We start from the raw sequence: 19,601 nt of genomic DNA, 5'->3' as shown, positions 1-19,601 counted from the left end.
CCATTTACAGGTGCTCATTTCATGTATGCAATATCAAAAATAAAGATAATTATAATTAAATATTTGTTTAATATATTAATAAATTAATATATTTTGTAATTTATTTAGATTTAATTACTTATAATCGTAAGTGGATGTTATAGCTGGATGTGTGGTAATCTACTTGATATGACGATACTATGTGATCGATTACCCTGTCTTTTTATAAGGAGTTGAGGATTCATTGTCTGATACAGCCATTTCATCAGCGCTTGTACAATCGCTAAAGGGAGAACGTGGACACCTTCCGATCCACAAAGCACTACCTGATATTAGTTGGGAGCTTGCAGGTAAAACACTAGAGAGACAACCCCATACCATTTATGAATTGCTAAGTCATATGAACTATTGGCAAGCGTTTTTACTTCGAGTTGCTCAAGATGAAAAGCCTCAATTACCATCCCATGTGATGGAGTCATGGCCTTCTGAAAAAAATGCAGTGAGTGAAACGGTGTGGAAAGAGCTAATCGACAGCTTTCTAAAAGGTGTGGATCAGGCGATCGATATTGCTAAGGGGGATCAGTTGCATCAACCGTTGGCGATCCGGCCTGAGGAAACAAGGATACATACCCTAAGGAATATTGCTTCACACAATTCGTATCACCTTGGCCAAATTGTGTTTATTCGCCGGTTGTTTAGCGAATGGCCACCACCAAGTGGAGGTTATCCAGCTTAATGATTTGGCTTGCCAAGCCCCCCTACATGAATGGAGGGGGGCTTATTTTGTGTGGAATGTAAGATTCGTTCTGTCATGGCAGTAGAAGGTTACCAATGTTGAATATACGTCCATTATTTGAATAGAGCCGAAAGGAAATAGATTTATTTACGATTGATAGAATGGCTTTTGTAATTATGGATTAAAATTACATAATTACAAGTGATTGCAACATTATTTAGCTTTTAGTGGTTGAATTATTAACTTTAGGGGTTTGTTCTAGCAGGAAACCCATGATCAATGTAGAAAACTAATTAATGAAATGATGAGGTTGACGTATGAATTTTTATCAGTAAAGGTGTAAGGATCTCCTTCGCCGGACACCACAAATAAATGATTTTTACAGCTGAATTGGATACATTGGCCAAGGGGGGAATGAAAGTGGAATTTAAAGATTTTCATTTAAATATAAAAATACGTATATTCGAATTTTTTCTAAGTAATGCGTTATCGAGTATGATATTTCCTTTTATGGCAATCTACATCGCGAAATATTATGGTGTAAAAGTTGCTGGGATGTTACTTATCCTCAATGTGTTTGCTGGTATCGTCGTTAAATTCATCGGTGGATACGTAGCAGATCATTACGGTAGAAAAAAATCCCTCATGGTTGCTGAAACCCTTCGGTTGGTAGCATTTGTGACGATGTTACTATGTAATTCACCGTGGTACCATTCGCCTTTTATTACTTTCTTGATGATGACGGTGAATACAATTTGCTGGGGGTTATCCGGCCCGGCGAATGAGGCGATGCTGATTGATGTAAGTAAGCCAGAACAACGGAAACTGATGTATTCCATTGTGTATTGGTCATTTAATTTATCTGTTGGGATTGGAGCGATCATCGGCGGTTTCTTTTTTGCTACGCACCTCTTTGAGCTGATGATCGCGTTATCACTCGGTGCCATGGTGAGCACGGTGCTAGTCGTCTTTTTTATTCAGGAAAGCTATATCCGATCGCAAGAGCAGGAGGAAGAGGCTTCTTCCCATGTCATTAAATTATTGAATCAATATAAATTAGTCTTTAGAGATCATCTCTTTGTTTGGTTTATCGTAGCGGATACTCTGTTGTATTCCATGGAATTGCAATTGACCAATTATATTGGGGTCCGATTAAATGAAAAAATTGCAAATCAACATTTCCTTTTTTTGCAGGTGGATGGGGTTCAAGCACTTGGCTTGTTAAGAACGGAAAATACCATACTCGTTCTCGCTTTTTCCATTCTAACCGTAAAGCTAGTTAGAAATTATAGTGATAAAACTGTGCTAAAGGTTGGATTATTGATGTTTACGGTGGGTTTTGGTTTGATGACCTACTTAACGAATATGTGGATGCTCGTTTTCGTGATGGTAATCGCAACCATTGGCGAAATGATAAGAGTCCCCGTTGAACAATCGTATTTAGCAGCGATACCTCCGGAGGATGCGAGAAGTTCATATATGGCGGTTTCTACCATCTCGGTCAATTTATCGATGTTGATTGCATCACTAACGATTACCATCAGTGGTTTTCTATCTTCATGGTTAACGACTGCAATCGTAACGGGTGTAGGATTAACGGGCATGTTCATTCTCTACGTCATTATGGATGACCTTCAAAACCGTACAGAAAAGGCTAATATGGCCAAAAAGGAAAACGTGGCTCTGGAAGGGTGAAAACAGGGAGAAGAGTCCGATGTAAACGAAAGCAACACCTCCACCTGGGGGTGTTGTTTTATTACTGAAACCATTAGCGGATGAGTGCTTCGAATAATTCTTCGCGGCTGATCGATAGTGATTCGTCCTCTGCCATATTGCGATAGCGTAGGCGGAGTTCCATATAATGATCCAATGGATTCAAGGATATCACCTATACTTTCATAACAAATGATGTTTGTAAGATGCGAGAGCATGGAAGCCAGCACTTGTTAGAGGGGGAATTAGAGAGTGATTAGTGATTAAAACATACAACGGAGGATAGAGGATCCTCCTTTGAAGTTTTTCAGTGTAGGTCCTAAGTAGTAAAAATTTGTTATAGGAAGGAGATTATATTTAAGGAGAGAACGTAATATTAACATGGGAAAAGGAGGATGGCGAAGTGGATCGCTCAAAAAGATGGGCTATTGTATTCCTCTTATGTGTCTTTTTGTTAGGGGGATATTGTTTCACAACGGTGGGTGATCATGGAGAAATGGCCTTTGCACGAAAGCCTCTTTCCAATAACGTGATCACAAATCCAGACAAGACAGTCGAGTTGAGACAAATAAATTCAAGGGTTTGGGTACATACCACCTATGGTGATTATAAAGGGGCATCCCGTGTGCCCTCCAATGGCATGTTAATTCAAACGACCAAGGGATTGGTTCTTATCGATTCCTCTTGGAATGATACGTTGACAGAAGAGCTGCTATCGTTAATTCGGCAACAATTTGAGCGGAAGGTGACCGTGGCGGTAATTACCCATTCCCATGAAGACCGTATCGGAGGAATACGCACCTTGAAGAAAGCAGGAATTGAGGTGCGAAGTACATTAAAGACCGCGCGATTGGCACAGAAAGCGGGGTATCCGAGACCCGATGTTTTATTGGATCAACATCCTCGGTTTCATGTAGGGAATACGATTATCGAGACGGCTTTTCTAGGAGAAGGTCATACCAAAGACAACATCGTGGTTTGGTTGCCACAACATCAGGTATTGTTTGGGGGTTGCTTAGTAAAGTCCTTGGAAGCGACAACCATGGGTAATACGGATGATGCCAATATGACGGCGTGGCCAAAAACGATTCAAAATGTACGTGATCGCTATCCCCAGGCGAAACTGGTTGTTCCGGGTCATGGGGATTGGGGAGATCAAGAGTTACTAACCCATACGTTGGATTTACTGAAACAATAATCGGTGGAGGATGACGGGTAGGCGAAGCCTGCTCGTATTCTATATGGAAGGAATCTTACTCCTGTGGGTTTGTGGCTATTTAGTATCGACGATACTAGAATAGAGACCGACCGAAGGAGGAGAAATATGTGATTCCTACAGAATGGATGGTAACAGCAGGAGCAATCTTTGTGCTAGTGATCGCTTTGGTTCAACTGATTCGGCGATCCCGTCAATTGTCGGCCCTTCAATCCGTTCAAGTCAATTATCTGGGTTCAACGAAGGAAATTAAAGAGACCCTGATTTACGCGTTTCGTGAGCGTTTGCATGAGGAGAAGAATCCACAGCATTTTCCGCGCTTTGTCGCTGGAGTACTGGCTACACGTTTTGGAGGCACCCTCTCCTTTACCCCTCCAGAAAAGGGATTGGGAGTGGATATTTATCATCGCCGTCCAGAAGGAATGTACTTGGTTTGTATCAAGCAGTCAAATGAACCGCTGGATTTTGAATCGATTGCCATCGTACATTCGCAGATGGTGAAGGAAAAGGCTGCAGGTGCTTGTGTGATAACCGGTGGTTCCTTTACGAACAGTGCAAAGTCCTATGCCGAAGACGTAGGAATCGAATGGATCGATGGATGTCTATTGATGGAGTACTGGTTGCAAAATGTTACGACTCAAGCAGAAGCTTGGGACGCTTATATGAAATCGGATGTATTGGGAAAAGACCTTCGTATTCAGGAGGGCTGATGAAAAACTTTGTACAGAAGAAAAATAAAAAGCGTCCGATGGACGCTTTTTATTTTGCCGGGTTGGCAGGTGTGTTGCATAATCCCATGCATGGACTATATCCGCAACCACAAGGGTCAGGGGGTGGGCATGGGCAACTTTGCATCATATGCTTGAGCATCCGAGTGGTTCTTTTGCTATGATGATAGGCCTGGATGAGTTGCTCTAATTCGATCATGCACCCTTGACCATACGGTTGCATGACTGGGTATGGTATGGGCATGGGCGAATAGCTGGGTGGGGAATAATACGGCATCATGGGTCCTCCATGTTCCATAGGGCATCTCTCCTTATTGGGTTCATACATTAGCCACAGTATCCTATGCCCGTCTATCCGCAAGGGAACCAGTGGCAAATGCCTGTTTTACTGGAGAGACTCTAATTTTTCAAGAACACGGCGCTTACGATAGAGCATTTGGGCTGCTTCTGCCACGTCATTGACAGTAGAGTGGTTAATCCAAGCCCCAAAAAGTATCCCAGCAATCGGGATGAATTGAAATAGTTTTTTCCAACCTAGATTGTCCACATACGTGGCCATCACTTCCCGCCAACCTTGAAGTTGAGAGATGGATTCACGCTCGGGATTTTCTGAGTGAAAGGTGGATAAGTTTTGCAGGATGGCTTGCTTCCCTACATAATCCGCAGAGGCAAATTGAAGACACTGCACAATAAAGATTCGCTCTTTTTTATCGAGGGGGTCGTACCCATAGGAAAGCGCCATCTCTTGAGCGGCTTTAAGGGAGAGGCCAAGAAGGAATGGAATATCAATCGACAGGGTGAGTAATCCCCCAATTCCTGTCGTAGCCCCTTGATAGGTGGCTAATTGAACTCGGGATTGTTTAATTGATTCTGCGGTTCGATTCATGGATCGAATGGAGAGCTTATGAACTTCGTTGAGGGTAAGGGTATGAGGAGCGATAGACTCTTCCGTCGCAAGTTGTTGCAAAACACGGGTATCATTGACTAAGTATTGTCCCCCGGTTTGAATATAGGCCCCTAATTCATCCAAAGCTTGCCCTAACCACTTACGCAATCGACTTGGGGTGATCTTGTCCAACAAAGCAAAGGGAAGGCGGCCGATTTTCTCCCAAATCCAAAGGTCTCCTTGTTCAGATTCCCATTTGGCGATCAGCGAGAGCTCGTCGTTTAACATATGAAGGGTATCGTTTTCTGTATACAATGAATGTCACCTCGTTTCTTTGTTATTCGTTTTTAATAGAGGGTTCCCCTGCATAAGGAAAAGTAAAGAAACCCCCCATCTTCTTCGTCTAGGAAGATGGGGGGTTATTGTGTTGATGAAATTCAGAATATGAAAGGGGTTATTGGGAACGATGTTGACGCCGCCGGTTCCCAGAGTGATGGCCACCTTTATGTCCACTGGAACGAGGACGTTTATAACCACCGCCGCCTCCACCGCCACCTTTTCGGAATCGGCCGCCGCCGCCTCCTTTTTTTCCAAAGGATGATCCAGAGTCCTCAGTGATGCGTACGGGTGTGGTGTCTGGTTCTTTGGTGAGCAATTTGAGTGCTGCAGAGAGGAGTGTGACGGAATCCGTTTCTTCAAGAAGCTCTTCGGCAAGGGTTTTATAAGGCTGATAGCCGCCTTCCTTTACCAAACCGCTCAGTTTGTCCATGGCAAGGCGTTGTTGCCCTTCCATCGCAGCATCCATTGAAGGGATGGGCAAACGTTCCATCCGCTTCTTGGTGAGCCGTTCGATGGTGCGTAGATGACCGATTTCACGGGAGGTGATAAAGGTGATCGCCAAACCATCATTGCCAGCACGACCTGTACGGCCAATACGATGAACATAGCTCTCAGGATCTTGTGGGATATCAAAATTGTATACGTGGGTGACTCCACTGATATCCAGGCCCCGTGCCGCAACGTCAGTCGCCACTAGAATATCAATCATTCCATCCCGAAATTGGCGCATGACGGTGTCCCGCCGAGCCTGGGTTAGATCACCATGAATTCCTTCGGCGGAATATCCTCGCTTGTTTAGCCCCTCGGCAAGTTCATCCACGCGTTTTTTCGTACGGCCAAAGATAATCGCAAGTTCTGGGGATTGAATGTCTAGCAGACGGCAAAGGATATCAAACTTATGCCGTTGCGGTACTTCTAAGAATTGCTGACGAATGCGAGGCATCGTCATCTCTTTGGCTTTTACCCGGATGGTTTGGGGGTTGTTCATAAAACGAACGGCCAATTGTCGTATCTGTTCTGGCATGGTAGCTGAAAAGAGAAGCGTTTGGCGTTCATCAGGAAATTGGGCAAGAATGGCTTCGATATCTTCAATAAAGCCCATGTTCAGCATTTCATCCGCTTCGTCCAATACCGTCATAACCACTTGATCGGTGCGGATGGTCCGTCGCCGAAGATGATCTAACAGTCGTCCTGGTGTCCCTGCGATCAGTTGGGGGCGTTTTTTCAAGGAACGAATTTGTCGTTCAATATCTTGCCCTCCATAAACAGGAAGGGTACGAATGCCTTTATGCTGTCCAATTTTATTAAGCTCTTCAGCGACTTGTACAGCCAATTCCCTCGTGGGGGTAATGACGATCCCTTGGATGCTATCCAGAGAGGGATCTGCTTTTTCAATGAGTGGAATCCCAAAGGCAGCGGTCTTTCCTGTACCTGTTTGGGCTTGTCCAATTAAATCATTGCCGGATAGACCCACGGGGAGTGCTTCTGCCTGGATCGGAGTTGCTTCTTCGAAACCCATGTTACTTAAAGATTGGATCACACGTGGATCCAATCCCAATTCATGAAAAGTAGTCAATGCTTAAGTCTCCTTTTTGTCCCGCATGTCGGGACGGTTAATCCCGGTATATGAAACCGTTCTTTATAGTGTTGACCTAACCCATCATATCGAGTCTCGGCGCAAAGGAAAACCTTTTTTTTAGGGAGGTCGCGGATGGCCCTTGAGTCATTGATGAGTGACTGGTTAAAAACACTTTTTTTATTTTAACCTACTTTCTATGTTGTCAATCCCTTTGGGTGTGTCGATCTTTTAAAAAAAACATCATTTACCCAAGCGAAATAGGATTCCTCTTCATAGTTTGTTAGAGAATACAAGAGCACCTGAGCTAGTAATTTCCATATTCTTGTCTATGAAACGAGTGGTGAAAGGAGAAAGATCGGTAAAGAGTCGTAATTTACGTGTTCGAATTCTACAGCGTACCAGTATGGCATTAGCCATTCCATCCTTTTATGGCTTTGAAGCCTTGAATGCCAATGGGACAGGGCTCTGCTTTGGTACGATTGCGTTAAAACAGGGGTTAGTGATTCTTAAATACTGATTATCCCGCCGTTTTTGCGCAAAAGACGAGACGAGAAGAGCCTTAAGCGAAATAAATTAATTGATCCTTAGGCAGTTCGTTTTATCCTTAAATGCAAGTGTATGGTTTCCTCAGCAATCATTTGCTGAGGAAAATTTTTTATGCAAGCAATACTTGGGTGCAACTTTTTTCCTCATCCATTCGTGTAAGGAGTAGAAAAAGGAAGACAAGGTGAAGGGAGAGGGGAAGAATGGTTGTTATTGAGGAACTTTCAAAACAATATGGCTCCTTGCGAGTCCTGCGAAATATTAACCTTACAATGGAGACGGGTTTATTTGGATTATTAGGTCCCAATGGGGCAGGCAAGACCACGTTATTACGTACTTTATGTACGTTGGAGCCTATAGAACGGGGGCGAGTGAGCATTTGTGGCTTTGACCTGAAGCAGGAAGGTCATGCGATCAGAAAGCGACTCGGTTATCTTCCCCAACACTTTCAAGTTCCCGGTTCGCTGACAGGCGAGGAGATCCTTCATTATATGGCAACGCTGAAGGGGATAAAAAACAAACAGGATCGTAACAAACAAGTGGCAAGGGTTCTTGAGGAGGTTAATTTAACAGCGAAGGCTAGGCAGAAGGTAAGAAAATATTCGGGTGGGATGCTCAGGCGTCTCGGGATCGCCCAAGCTATCTTAGGGAACCCTTCGCTTTTAATTGTGGACGAGCCTACAGCCGGGTTGGATCCTACTGAACGAATTCGCTTCCGTACCTTGATTGACCGGCTGAGTAAGGATCGGCTGATCATCTTGTCTACACACATTATTAGCGATATTGAAGCGGGTTGCGAACAGGTTGCGGTCTTACATCGAGGAAGTGTCGCCTTTAATGGCTCGGTAGCCGATTTGAGGAATATCGCGACGAATCGGGTGTGGGAAGTAACGGTACCCTTTACCGAGTATGAAAAGCACCTTCGCACGTGGAAGGTTACCGCGAGCCGACAAGAAAAGAATATGGCTGTGTTGCGTGTGATCGGTGATAAGCCGCCTGTATCGAATGCGAAGCCCCTTGAACCTGGGATGGAAGATGGCTATTTAATCACGGTAAAGAGTGACACTGACTATTGAGTACCATGGTCGCGGTCGTCCGAAGGGAATGTGGTCTATTATTAAGAAAAAAGAAGATTTGGATTGCGTATATCGCGTACGTTGCACTATGGTTGTGGGTCATTGTTCCCATGGAAATAGAGCCGATTCCTCTACAACTGCGCGGAGCTTTCTTTTTTAATCGTTTAAATTACATCCTGTTTTTTGCCATGCTCTTCTTTAGTTTAATAGGGGTTTATGGAGCGCGAAGTACGCGACTGAGTGAGTTTTCACAATTGATGATGACAAGCCCTATTAGTAATGGAGAACTCATGTGGGGGCGGTGGATGAGTCAAGCAATAGGGGTATTGCTATGGACCCTCTTTACCATCATGATTCAATTTCTCTGGTATCAATGGGGAGGGGTGCCCGCTACTCAGCTTGGTAACGATGTTTTTTACACAGGGATGATGGTAGGAAGCGGGGTGCTATTTTCCCACGCACTCGGCTTTTCCCTCGGTATGATGGGGAGGGGAGTATGGATCTATTTCCTCGTCACTAGTGGTTGGCTTGCGTTATTTTGGGTGTGGAGCCAGGTGGAGAATCATGATATCCATGCTTATCATCCCATGCTGTCCCTGTTCATGCCTGCCTCCTTATATGTATGGGTGGATGAAATTTATAGTGGATGGGGTATTTCCTTGCAATTGGCATCGGGGCTTCTCCATCAGGGGATGATTGCGATGCTGACCCTGCTCGTATTGGGGATTGCATGGGGAATCTTTCTTCCGAAACGCCGGATCCCTTGGGAGAGAAAATGGAACCTTCCAGTGATCGGAATTCTGTTCATTCCCTTTTTGTGCCTAGGATTCTTACGCTACCAGGGTATCGCTTCGGAGTGGCAGCGGTATCAAAAAGAAGGGGAATTTTATGCCCATTCCATTGAAAAAAAGAAAACATCCGAGGTCAATTGGACATTAGAGACGATGAAACTCAACGTCTCCTTTCCAAGGGAGAGGTTTTTGGTTGTGAAGAGCTCGAGTCAGGTGGTGAATCACAGTAGGAAAAAGAAGGGGGAGCTATGGATGACCCTCTATCATTCCTTCAAGATCCAAGCGATTACAGGTAAGAACGTCGCTAGTTGGTCACGCAAAGGAGATGGCATCCATCTGCACTTTAAAAAGCCCCTTGCTGAGGGAGAGTCTACCAACATCCATTTCCGCTATCAGGGGAACCCTGAGCGGATTTGGCAACAGACGGGGCGTGTGAAAACGGGGGTGGTGGAAGAGGAGGGCGTATTTCTGCGGAAAGAGGATGGGTGGTATCCGCTATTGGGTCTTCGGGATTTAGGTGATTCTTGGGTGGATAAGCATGTACCCTGGCGGGATTTCCTCGCACCTACTGTGATGTCTGAGGAGGGACGTACCACCTTCGATGTCACAGTAGTCGATCCCTTGACCCCTTACCCCTTTACATCCAATCTCTCTAAAGGAAAAGGCAATCATTTTAAGGGTTCCTCACAGTATGGGGCGATGCTTTTGGCAGGGCATTTTACTCACATGAAGATCATGGGAACGAACATCGTCGTTCCGCCGGAGATGATCCCAAGTGCTCGCAAGATCATCGCTCGTCAACAGCCGATTTGGCAGGACATCAAGAAGCAACTAGGTACCTCCGTACAACCTGAAGCCATCCTGTTCTTGCCGACGGGTTATGAAGTGGATCCAGGCAATGAGCGCTTTACCGATCAGGGAGTCGGTGTATGGGGAGTGCAACGACTTGAACAACTGATGGCGGAAGATGAGGGAACAACGATCAAGGGATGGCTTCCCGTCCCTAATCACAGTTCGGATACCCAGTTCTTTCGGGCGGCGATCACCTGGGGGATGTCTCGCCAGTTAAGGGAACAGCATCACAATCGGTTGGCTCACTTTATTGAGGAACAAGGAGTCGATGGGATTGACGGACAAAAAAAGGTGATCACTTACTTAGAAGAGGCGGACAAGCATGGACGAAGGGTGTATCAAGAGCGAATTCGTTCCCTTTATCAGGCGTATCTACGCCAAGGGAATGACGATTTCACAATGCGAAAAGCGATTCAGCGCCTTGAACAAAAGGAGAGAGGAGGTCACAAGGGATGAGGATGATGCTCGCTATCTGTCAGAGAGAATGTGATCAGTGGATACGACAGGTTCGAACGTGGGTGATCGTCGGGTTGTATCTAATTTGTTGGGGATGGATCATAGGTTCTTTTGAGTTGGCATCGGACCACACAGCGATGCGTGGCTTTACTTTCTATCAATGGTTTAGTAAAGGGTTGCCATTACTGATGCTGTTCGTGGCGATCTGGGGGGTGTATGAAGGACGGAAGGTCCGTTTCAGTTCCCTAGCAGAGGTAGTGATGACTTCCCCAGTAAGTAATGGCGCTTGGATTAGCGGACAGTGGCTGAGTGGACAAGGACGAATCGGGCTATATACCCTACTTACCGTCCTGATCCAAGGAGCCTGGTACCTATGGGGTGGTGTCTCGACAGCTCTATTGGCAACCGACTTGTTGTATACCGGGGTAATGATGGGCACGGGATTAATGTTCTTTTATACCTGCGCATTCGTATGCTCCACTCTTTTCCGCGGGGGATGGGTTTACCTCTTGGTTGTGGGAGGGTGGCTCCTGCTTACCTGGCTATGGTTAAACTTAGGGATTGGCAATAACCTACTTACCTCACCGATTTGGTTTATAGTCACCCCCTTAGGTATGTCGGATAATGTTGATTCCTTGTATGGCATTTGGGGCACCGGGTTGCAATGGCAAGAGGGCATGTTGCATCAGAGTGTAATGTTAGGGATCACTTTGCTGATTCTCTCCTTGGGCTGGGGGTGGCTGGCTCGTATCCGCCGCAATCCTCTGGAAAATCGATGGGTGGTTGTAATGACTTTGCTGACTATCTTGCTCACAATCGGGTGTGGCGGGATGCGCTATTCACATTTTGCCAGTGATTTGCAGGCATACAAACAAGAGGGGAAAGTGTATGCCATAAAAGGTAGTGAATATAGGGAGCAACACGCAATAGATCGAGCTGTGAAAGGGTGGGTGATGAAAAGTCTCCAACTAACGCTCTCCCTCCCCAAGGAACACTGGATGAAGGTCGATGGAAAGGGCTACATCGTGAATGAAAGTGATTCGAACAAAAGGGAGGCATGGGTGACCTTATATCACGGGCTTAAGGTAAAGAAGCTGTACGGCAAGAATGTGAGTCGTTGGTCAAGGGAAGGGGACTGGGTGCACTTGCAGTTAAAAGAACCCATCTCCCATGGGGAAGGTTTTGCGTTCCAGCTTCAGTATCAAGGGAACCCCGAACGGATATGGAACATGGCGGGACGTATAAAAACCGGTTTTATTCAGAAAGAGGGCCTTTTGCTACGGAAAGAAGATGGTTGGTATCCCTTAGTCGGTAAGCGTCGACTTGGTGTGGGGGAAGGTGAATGGGAGGCTAATAACCAATATTATGTAAACCCTGTCTTGATGCGTGAGCGGGTAAAAACCGACTTTGATGTGACCGTTTCAAGAGAAGTGACAACCCTACCAATGGCCTCTACCCTTCCTGCAAAAGGGCAAGACCACTTCCAGGGTGCATCGGTCTATGGTGTTGCCCTCGTAGCGGGTCAGATCGCCCAGCAGAATTATAAAGGCGTTCAAATCGTGGCCCCTCCTGAGTTGATGGCGATCACAAAAAAGGGGATTGCCGAACAACTACCCTTTTGGCGAAGGGTGCATCAATGGTTAGGAGACTCGGTGAAGCCAAAAGTACTATTCTTTTCGCCTATCTTTTATCAAGTGAATTGGTTGGAAGAGTTCACTGACGATGGAGTGGAAATAATCGATGAACGTTCGCCAACATCCCTACTAAAAGAGGATGATGAGCATAAGGCGATGCTATGGAACCCTGTGGAACGAATTGGGTCAAATTTAGAAGTCGATCCTGATTCCGATTTATTAAAGACAGCGATTATCTGGGGGTTATCCAAGGAGGTTCATAAGCAATTTAAGGACTTTTTCCATTACGCAAAAATAACAGCTACTTTAGAGGATGAAGATAATTCCTCCGTGATTAAATCGGCGCGTCTTCTTTCAGACATCGACAAGCAAAATGAAAAAGAGTACCAAAAGATTGTCCGTTTTCTCTATCAGGAGTATCGAAGAGAAGGCGCACAGGACTTTTCGCTGGCAAAGTCCATACAGCGCTATGAAAAGCGAAACGAGGAGGAAAAGCCATGATTGGCGGTGCTTGGTTACGAGGGTGGATCATCCTACGCGGTCGATTACGGACCCCTGCCTTTTGGATCCTTCTCACCTTGATCCTCGGCTCAGGAATCGTGAGTAGCCAAGTACTTATGATTAAGTATAGCGAACTCTACTATATTGGGGAGGGGCTGTCTCTATTATGGTTAATCACCTGGTTACGAGAGTGTTTTAGTGCAGAGGTTGATGCTGGTTTATTTGACGTGGCTCGTTCCACCCCTGTAACGGTGGGACGGGTAGTGTTGGAGCGGACGATGATGGCTGGTGGCATGTATCTACTCGGCATTACCGGATGGACGTGGTGGACATTGGATGGTAGTCCATCGAGCTGGGGGTTCTTAGCGGTATTTGCACCATGGCATATCGCCGTCGTAGGTTGTTTTTTCATTGGGATGACTTTAACGGGGCGGACAGTAGGTGGCTTGATTACTGGTGTGATGGGCTGGGGATTGATGTGGACGCTAGGGGATGTGCTAGGAAATGAACGCGGCAATATTCTTTACATTCAAGGGGTGATGGACATCGTCTTACAGGGAAATGATTGGCCCCATTGGATGATTTATAATCGGATCGGATATGGAATCGGGGGAATGATCCTCCTGTTGTGTGGAGGCTGGCTATATACCTTACCGAATTGGCGACAACGAATGGGATGGGAGGGAAGTCAAGAGAATGAGTGAGTCAGATGGAGCAGATCGAAGCATAGAAAACGATGAGGCGAGTATGCGGGAGCTAGCAGAGGGAAATCATCATGCCTTTGATGCACTAGTTTTTCGTCATCATCGCTCTTTATTCGGATATATTTATCGCTTAGTCTTGCATGAACGAACGGCGGAGGATCTTGTGCAGGAAACCTTGATGAGGGTGTTTCAGCAAGCGGAGGAGGGGTTTGTTCCAGAGCGGTTTAAACCATGGTTGTATCGAATTGCTACCAATGTATGTAAAGACCATTGGAAAAAAGCATCCACTCGGCACGAGCGGCCGATGGAATGGTTGCAAGAACCAAAGGGAGAGGTTGTCACCTTTGCGGATCGTCATGCGGACCGTCAATGGTTGGTTGAGGCGCTTCATACGCTCTCTATTCCGAATCGGATGGCCCTTTATCTGCGGTTTTATCAGGATTTAACTTATGGGGAGATTGCTGAGGTGCTGGATCTTCCGATTAATACGGTGAAAAGTAGAGTGAGTCGAGGGCTAAAAGCATTAGAAAACCATTTGAATGAGGCGAATGATGAGGGGGGGTGGGAGTGTGAAGTCAGAACGGGAAGAGCTTGATGAGTTAGAGAAAAAATGGATGAGTCGGATGACATCCTTTACTACCCCAGTACCTACACCGGAGGATACGTTGGATTTGATTGCCCGTGTGAAAGAACAAGCGCAAAAGCCAGAAAAACAAGCAGAGGTCGCCCCTTCAGATCACCAAACGGGTGGGTGGATGGATCTAATTATCTCCCAATGGTCCTTTTATGGAATGCGAAGTTGGCTGATGTCAGCGGGATGGATGATCTGCTTTTCACTGATGATTGGGGCGCAGTCGATCACCATAGTACCAAAAGATGAGGCAGGGGTGTTTTGGATTCAGGCAGTCACCCTTACCATTGTTCTGTCAATTGCCTATACCTTTCGCCCACAGAATGAAGGGATGGCGATGTTAGAGCGATTGAGTGTATATTCCCTCGCTGCACAGACCTTTGTGCGATTATGCATGGTGATGGGTTTTCAGTGGATCTTGGCGATCCCCTTTTCCTTTGTTATTCCTGGATTGGATAATGGGTGGCTATTTTTATGGCAGTGGACGATTCCCCTCTTTTTCTTTGCTGTGATTACCTTTGTCATGGCTGAACGATGGGGGATGGGGGCATCTCTTAGCGTGAGTCTTATGATTTGGGGAGGGCAGTGGTTTGCTCGTAAGGTATTGCCTGAAGTATCCTTGATGGTCCAAACGGAGGAGCTAAGCTTTCGTCCGGTGCAACTCGTTTCACTGGTGGTAGCGTTCCTTCTCCTTGGAGCTTGGTACATCTCCCAAAGGAGGCGGGAGATTTGAAGGATTGGCAGATTCATTGGGAAGATGCCGGTGCTGTGTTGACAGGTACTCGCATCCTCCATCCCTTTCGTCATCGCTTTTCTCAAGGGATGACCTATGTGGTAGGCAATAATGGAGCGGGGAAAAGCACCCTGTTAAAGCTGCTCACGGGTGTGGTGTCTCCCTTTGAGGGGGATGTGCACTTTACCCGTCGCTCAAGCAAAGGAGGGCGGGAGGAAATCCCTGCACGGGAGGTACGAAGGTTTCTAGGGTACGTCCCACAAGTGTTTACTGGCTATCCACAGATGCGCGTCGAGCAATATTTGCGGTTTGTGGCGATTCATCATGGTCTCGCGCGATGCATCATTTCAGAAGTACTCGAGTCATGGTTTCGACATCCCACATTGGCGGCACTACGCAAAAAGCGTATGAAGGGATTATCAGGAGGGGAACAACGAAAAGTCGGATTGGTGCAAGCGTTGCTTCACCATCCTCACATTTTGATTTTGGATGAACCCTTTGTTGGACTTGATATTGAAGAGCGTTTGTTTTTTCAAGCCCATATTCAACGAATTGCTCATCGGGGCATGGTGATCATGAGTACACATCAATTGGAGGACATTAGCATGGAGGGAACACTTTGTATATTGGAGGAAGGAAATCTTATCCATCAAGGGTTTACAAAAGTGAAGGGTACGTGGTTGGAGGACTTCTTTGCGGCAAGCGTTAAATAAAAGCGCTTCGTACAGAAGTTTCTGATAGGTTGCAGGTCAACGCCATGGTTATCGGTTGACAAGGAGCAATCAATTCCCTTATAGTGGAGAAAATCATGTACGAAAAACTGCATAGTTGATTAGGTTCTCTTATCAAGAGAGGCGGAGGGACAGACCCGATGAAGCCCGGCAACCTACCCCTATAAGGAGGTGTGGTGCCAATTTCTGCAGAGAGGTTTTCTCTGGCAGATGAGAGAGTGTGAAGACAAAACCCCACCTTTCATCGCTAGAGATGAAAGGTTTTTTATTATATAAAAAGGGATTGGTGGAGATGGTCGCACAAATGGAAAAAAAGCCCCTTGCACAACGAATGAAGGAGAAAATTCTCATCTTGGATGGGGCGATGGGTACCCAGCTTCAAGCAGCTGATCTTTCTCCGGAGGATTTTGGAGGCGAGGCGTATGATGGCTGTAATGAAAATTTGAATCTGACCCGCCCGGATGTGATCCAGCGAATTCATGAAGCGTATTTGGAAGCGGGAGCGGATATTGTTGAAACCAATACCTTTGGCTCAACTCCGCTGGTCCTTGCTGAATATGATCTTGCCCATAAAGTAAGGGAGATCAATGTGACCGCGGCACGGCTTGCCGTGGTGGCGGCTGATAAGATTTCTACGCCAGATCGCCCGCGTTATGTAGCAGGTGCCTTGGGACCAACCACAAAGACCCTTTCCGTGACAGGAGGCACCACCTTTGATGACTTGATTGACAATTATCGTGAACAGGCAATTGGCTTACTCGAGGGAGGGGTCGATGCGCTGTTATTGGAAACTTCCCAGGATACCTTAAATGTGAAGGCAGCGGGAATCGGTATTGAGCAAGCCTTTTCTGAAACGGGTACGCGGGTTCCTTTATTGATATCTGGCACGATTGAGCCGATGGGAACCATGCTAGCGGGTCAAAATGTGGAAGCCTTTTATTTATCGATTCAACATTTAAAGCCCTTGGCGGTGGGACTGAACTGCGCGACCGGACCTGAATTTATGCGGGATCATGTGCGAACGTTGGCAGGAATGGCTTCCTGTGGTGTCAGCTGTTATCCCAATGCAGGCCTCCCAGATGAAGATGGACATTACCATGAAACCCCCCAGGGCTTGGCGCAAAAATTAGCGGCCTTTGCAGATCAGGGGTGGCTCAATTTAGCAGGCGGGTGCTGCGGGACGACACCGGAACATATCCGTGCCTTGGATGAAGCACTACAGGATAAGACTCCACGTGTTCGAACCGATAGGAAGCTGACGGCGGTTTCCGGGATTGAGCCCTTTTACTTGGAAGAAGATAATCGTCCGGTGTTAGTTGGAGAGCGTACCAATGTGATTGGTTCGAAGAAGTTTCGTGAATTGATCAAAGACGGAAAGTATGAAGAAGCTTCAGAAATTGCTCGGCGACAAGTGAAGGGCGGAGCCCAGGTGATCGATATCTGCCTGGCGGATCCGGATCGAGAAGAAGCAGAGGATATGGGTAAGTTTCTTGATTTTGCTGTACGAAAAGTAAAGGTACCCCTCATGATCGATTCCACGGACGCAGATGTGCTGGAGAAGTCGCTGAAATACTCCCAGGGGAAGGCGATCATCAACTCGATTAACCTGGAGGATGGGGAGGCGCGTTTTGCTGAAGTCGTTCCTTTGATTCATCGGTACGGCGCTGCTGTTGTTGTGGGAACAATTGATGAAGTGGGCATGGCGGTGACGGCACAAAGAAAGCTAGAAGTTGCCATCCGCTCCTATGACTTGCTCGTCCACAAGTATGGTATTCCGGAACAGGATATTATCTTTGATCCGCTTGTCTTCCCAGTAGGTACAGGGGATGCGGCTTATATTGGATCAGCTGGTGAGACAGTGGAGGGGATCCGGCGCATTAAGGAAAGGTTTCCTGCCTGCAGTACCATTTTAGGGGTTTCCAATGTTTCCTTTGGTTTGCCCTTAGCGGGGCGTGAAGTGCTAAATGCGGTCTTTCTTTATCACTGCACGCGCGCAGGTCTTGATTATGCGATTGTGAACACGGAAAAATTAGAGCGTTATGCCTCCATCTCAACCGAAGAGCGTGAGCGATCGGAGCACTTTCTCTTTCAGACGGATGAAAAAAATTACGATGAAACCTTAGCGGCCTTTGCAAATTTCTATCGTGGGAAGAAAAGTACGGCTAAGGAGCCTGTAAATAAGCTACCGTTAAAAGAACGTCTTACGGCATATGTGGTTGAGGGAACAAAAGATGGTCTCATCCCTGATTTGGAGGAAGCCTTGGCAAAAGTAGATGATCCCCTCGAAATTATAAACGGGCCGTTGATGACAGGGATGGACGAAGTGGGCCGGCTATTTAACGATAATCAATTGATTGTTGCAGAAGTTTTGCAAAGTGCAGAAGTGATGAAAGCGTCGGTTGCCCACTTAGAACCCCACATGGAAAAGTCCTCAGCGGATCGTAAGGGGAAAGTGGTGCTTGCGACGGTAAAAGGGGATGTTCACGATATTGGTAAGAACCTCGTGGAAATTATCCTTTCTAATAATGGGTATGAGGTCGTCAACTTAGGGATTAAAGTGCCACCAGCGGATCTGATTGAAGCGTGTCGCCGGGAAAAGCCCGATGTGGTAGGTCTTTCCGGTTTGCTTGTGAAGTCTGCTCAACAAATGGTGCTCACCGCCCAGGATATGAAGGAGGCTGAGCTGGATTTGCCGATCATGGTTGGGGGGGCAGCTCTGACACGAAAATTTACAGAGAATCGTATCGCTCCACAATATGATGGACCGGTCCTATTTGCCAAGGATGCGATGAACGGGTTGGAACTGACGAATCGCCTTCGTAATGAAGCGACTCGTCAAGATTTAGTCGATGAGCTCCGACGTAACAGGGAAGCTGCCTTGAAGGCGATCGAAGAAAAAGAGGGGAAGGAAGACAAGAAATCGCCTAGCCTAGTAGTTCGTTCCCAAGTCAATCGAAAAGCGCCTATCTTTCTGCCACCGGACTGTCATCGCCATATCTTACGGCAGTACCCAGTTAATCATCTTATGCCGTATGTAAATCCACAAATGCTGTTAGGAAAACATCTTGGATTAAAAGGGAATATTCAAACGCTACTTGCTGAAGAGGATGCCAAAGCGATGGAATTGCAACAGGCACTGGATGACCTGATTGCAGAGCTGATACAAGAGGAAAAGATTCACCCTCATGGGATGTATCAATTCTTCCCTGCCCAAGCGGAAGGGAACGCCATCCATGTCTATGATCCAGAGCATGCAGGCAAAAAGATATTAACCACCTTCACTTTTCCGCGCCAAACAAAAGCTCCCCATCTGTGCTTAGCCGATTTTCTACGGCCAGTGGAATCAGGAGAGATGGATTATGTTGGTTTTTTGACGGTTACAGCAGGTGAGGGGATTCGAGGACTGGCAGAAGAGTGGAAGGAAAAGGGGGATTATTTAAAATCCCACATGGTGCAAGCCTTTGCCCTTGAATTAGCTGAAGCTTTTGCGGAGCGGGTTCATCATATGATGCGTGATGCATGGGGTTTTCCGGATCCAGCCGAGATGACTATGAGAGAGCGATTTGGTGCCCGTTATCAAGGAGTGCGTGTCTCCTTTGGCTACCCAGCTTGTCCAGACTTGGAAGATCAGGCGAAGCTTTTTCAGTTGTTAAATCCTGCAGCGATTGGGGTAGAGCTTACCGATGGCTTTATGATGGAGCCCGAGGCTTCCGTATCGGCCATGGTTTTTTCCCACCCAGAAGGTCGCTACTTTAACGCAGTGTGAGAGAGGG

16 protein-coding genes and 1 riboswitch are annotated in these 19,601 nt (G+C 46.5%); of the genes, 14 read left to right on the top strand and 2 right to left on the bottom strand.

From position 1 onward, the window contains the following. Nucleotides 1-223 precede the first annotated feature (223 nt). The 5 genes from CHX35_RS00710 (at nucleotide 224) to CHX35_RS00690 (ending at nucleotide 4,536) form a co-directional block, all read left to right on the top strand. Nucleotides 224-715, top strand: a complete 492-nt coding sequence (locus CHX35_RS00710; protein ID WP_091832350.1) for a DinB family protein — start codon at nucleotides 224-226, stop codon at nucleotides 713-715. A gap of 420 nt (nucleotides 716-1,135) precedes the next feature. Then, nucleotides 1,136-2,410: an MDR family MFS transporter gene (locus CHX35_RS00705; RefSeq protein ID WP_091833403.1), complete on the top strand. Its 1,275-nt coding sequence runs from the start codon at nucleotides 1,136-1,138 to the stop codon at nucleotides 2,408-2,410. A 421-nt stretch (nucleotides 2,411-2,831) separates the two neighbouring features. Then, nucleotides 2,832-3,626, top strand: a complete 795-nt coding sequence (bla, locus tag CHX35_RS00700) for a subclass B1 metallo-beta-lactamase (RefSeq protein ID WP_245838570.1) — start codon at nucleotides 2,832-2,834, stop codon at nucleotides 3,624-3,626. 128 nt (nucleotides 3,627-3,754) lie between these two features. Further along, entirely contained in the window at nucleotides 3,755-4,354 is a 600-nt protein-coding gene (locus CHX35_RS00695) for a restriction endonuclease (protein ID WP_091832347.1), read from the top strand. Next, nucleotides 4,354-4,536, top strand: coding sequence for a hypothetical protein (locus CHX35_RS00690; RefSeq protein ID WP_091832344.1), 183 nt, complete (start codon nucleotides 4,354-4,356; stop codon nucleotides 4,534-4,536). The genes CHX35_RS00695 and CHX35_RS00690 overlap by 1 nt, the downstream gene beginning before the upstream one ends. Before the next feature lie 221 nt (nucleotides 4,537-4,757). Here the strand turns inward: CHX35_RS00690 and CHX35_RS00685 are convergent, their stop codons facing one another. Both CHX35_RS00685 and cshA read right to left on the bottom strand, forming a co-directional pair. Continuing rightward, nucleotides 4,758-5,546, bottom strand: a complete 789-nt coding sequence (locus CHX35_RS00685) for an EcsC family protein (RefSeq protein ID WP_091833397.1) — start codon at nucleotides 5,544-5,546, stop codon at nucleotides 4,758-4,760. 166 nt (nucleotides 5,547-5,712) lie between these two features. Further along, a complete protein-coding gene (gene cshA / locus CHX35_RS00680; protein WP_091832341.1) occupies nucleotides 5,713-7,173 on the bottom strand; it encodes a degradosome RNA helicase CshA in 1,461 nt (486 codons plus the stop codon). A 280-nt stretch (nucleotides 7,174-7,453) separates the two neighbouring features. On the opposite strand from cshA, the gene CHX35_RS00675 reads away from it, so the two are divergent. From CHX35_RS00675 to metH, 9 genes are all read left to right on the top strand, one after another. Then, complete coding sequence (locus CHX35_RS00675; protein ID WP_140413508.1) at nucleotides 7,454-7,693, top strand: hypothetical protein; 240 nt, start codon at nucleotides 7,454-7,456, stop codon at nucleotides 7,691-7,693. Nucleotides 7,694-7,922: 229 nt separating this feature from the next. Then, the gene (locus CHX35_RS00670; protein WP_091832335.1) at nucleotides 7,923-8,795 is read left to right on the top strand and encodes an ATP-binding cassette domain-containing protein; all 873 of its coding nucleotides are present in this window, start codon (nucleotides 7,923-7,925) and stop codon (nucleotides 8,793-8,795) included. Then, nucleotides 8,792-10,894, top strand: a complete 2,103-nt coding sequence (locus tag CHX35_RS00665; RefSeq protein WP_091832332.1) for an ABC transporter permease — start codon at nucleotides 8,792-8,794, stop codon at nucleotides 10,892-10,894. Before CHX35_RS00670 ends, CHX35_RS00665 begins: the two co-directional genes overlap by 4 nt. After that, the gene (locus CHX35_RS00660) at nucleotides 10,891-13,029 is read left to right on the top strand and encodes an ABC transporter permease (protein WP_091832329.1); all 2,139 of its coding nucleotides are present in this window, start codon (nucleotides 10,891-10,893) and stop codon (nucleotides 13,027-13,029) included. Before CHX35_RS00665 ends, CHX35_RS00660 begins: the two co-directional genes overlap by 4 nt. Next, a complete protein-coding gene (locus CHX35_RS00655) occupies nucleotides 13,026-13,733 on the top strand; it encodes a hypothetical protein (protein WP_091832325.1) in 708 nt (235 codons plus the stop codon). Before CHX35_RS00660 ends, CHX35_RS00655 begins: the two co-directional genes overlap by 4 nt. Further along, nucleotides 13,726-14,328: an RNA polymerase sigma factor gene (locus CHX35_RS00650; protein WP_091832322.1), complete on the top strand. Its 603-nt coding sequence runs from the start codon at nucleotides 13,726-13,728 to the stop codon at nucleotides 14,326-14,328. Before CHX35_RS00655 ends, CHX35_RS00650 begins: the two co-directional genes overlap by 8 nt. After that, nucleotides 14,303-15,097, top strand: a complete 795-nt coding sequence (locus CHX35_RS00645) for a hypothetical protein (protein WP_091832319.1) — start codon at nucleotides 14,303-14,305, stop codon at nucleotides 15,095-15,097. Before CHX35_RS00650 ends, CHX35_RS00645 begins: the two co-directional genes overlap by 26 nt. Beyond that, entirely contained in the window at nucleotides 15,094-15,810 is a 717-nt protein-coding gene (locus CHX35_RS00640) for an ATP-binding cassette domain-containing protein (RefSeq protein WP_091832316.1), read from the top strand. Before CHX35_RS00645 ends, CHX35_RS00640 begins: the two co-directional genes overlap by 4 nt. A gap of 126 nt (nucleotides 15,811-15,936) precedes the next feature. After that, nucleotides 15,937-16,045, top strand: a riboswitch (SAM riboswitch). 87 nt (nucleotides 16,046-16,132) lie between these two features. After that, nucleotides 16,133-19,594, top strand: coding sequence for a methionine synthase (metH, locus tag CHX35_RS00635; protein ID WP_091833395.1), 3,462 nt, complete (start codon nucleotides 16,133-16,135; stop codon nucleotides 19,592-19,594). The last annotated feature ends 7 nt before the right edge of the window (nucleotides 19,595-19,601 follow it).

Source organism: Marininema halotolerans (assembly GCF_900116235.1).
Taxonomy (GTDB): Bacteria; Bacillota; Bacilli; order Thermoactinomycetales; family DSM-45169; genus Marininema; species Marininema halotolerans.
This window is presented reverse-complemented; position numbering and strand designations above follow the sequence as displayed.

Excerpts from the sequence above, each read along its gene's own strand:
- CHX35_RS00690 (WP_091832344.1), top strand. The coding sequence starts at position 4,354 with ATGAAAAACTTTGTACAGAAGAAAAATAAAAAGCGTCCGATGGACGCT.
- CHX35_RS00685 (WP_091833397.1), bottom strand. The coding sequence starts at position 5,546 with ATGTTAAACGACGAGCTCTCGCTGATCGCCAAATGGGAATCTGAACAA.
- CHX35_RS00670 (WP_091832335.1), top strand. The coding sequence starts at position 7,923 with ATGGTTGTTATTGAGGAACTTTCAAAACAATATGGCTCCTTGCGAGTC.
- CHX35_RS00660 (WP_091832329.1), top strand. The coding sequence starts at position 10,891 with ATGAGGATGATGCTCGCTATCTGTCAGAGAGAATGTGATCAGTGGATA.
- CHX35_RS00655 (WP_091832325.1), top strand. The coding sequence starts at position 13,026 with ATGATTGGCGGTGCTTGGTTACGAGGGTGGATCATCCTACGCGGTCGA.
- CHX35_RS00650 (WP_091832322.1), top strand. The coding sequence starts at position 13,726 with ATGAGTGAGTCAGATGGAGCAGATCGAAGCATAGAAAACGATGAGGCG.
- metH (WP_091833395.1), top strand. The coding sequence starts at position 16,133 with ATGGAAAAAAAGCCCCTTGCACAACGAATGAAGGAGAAAATTCTCATC.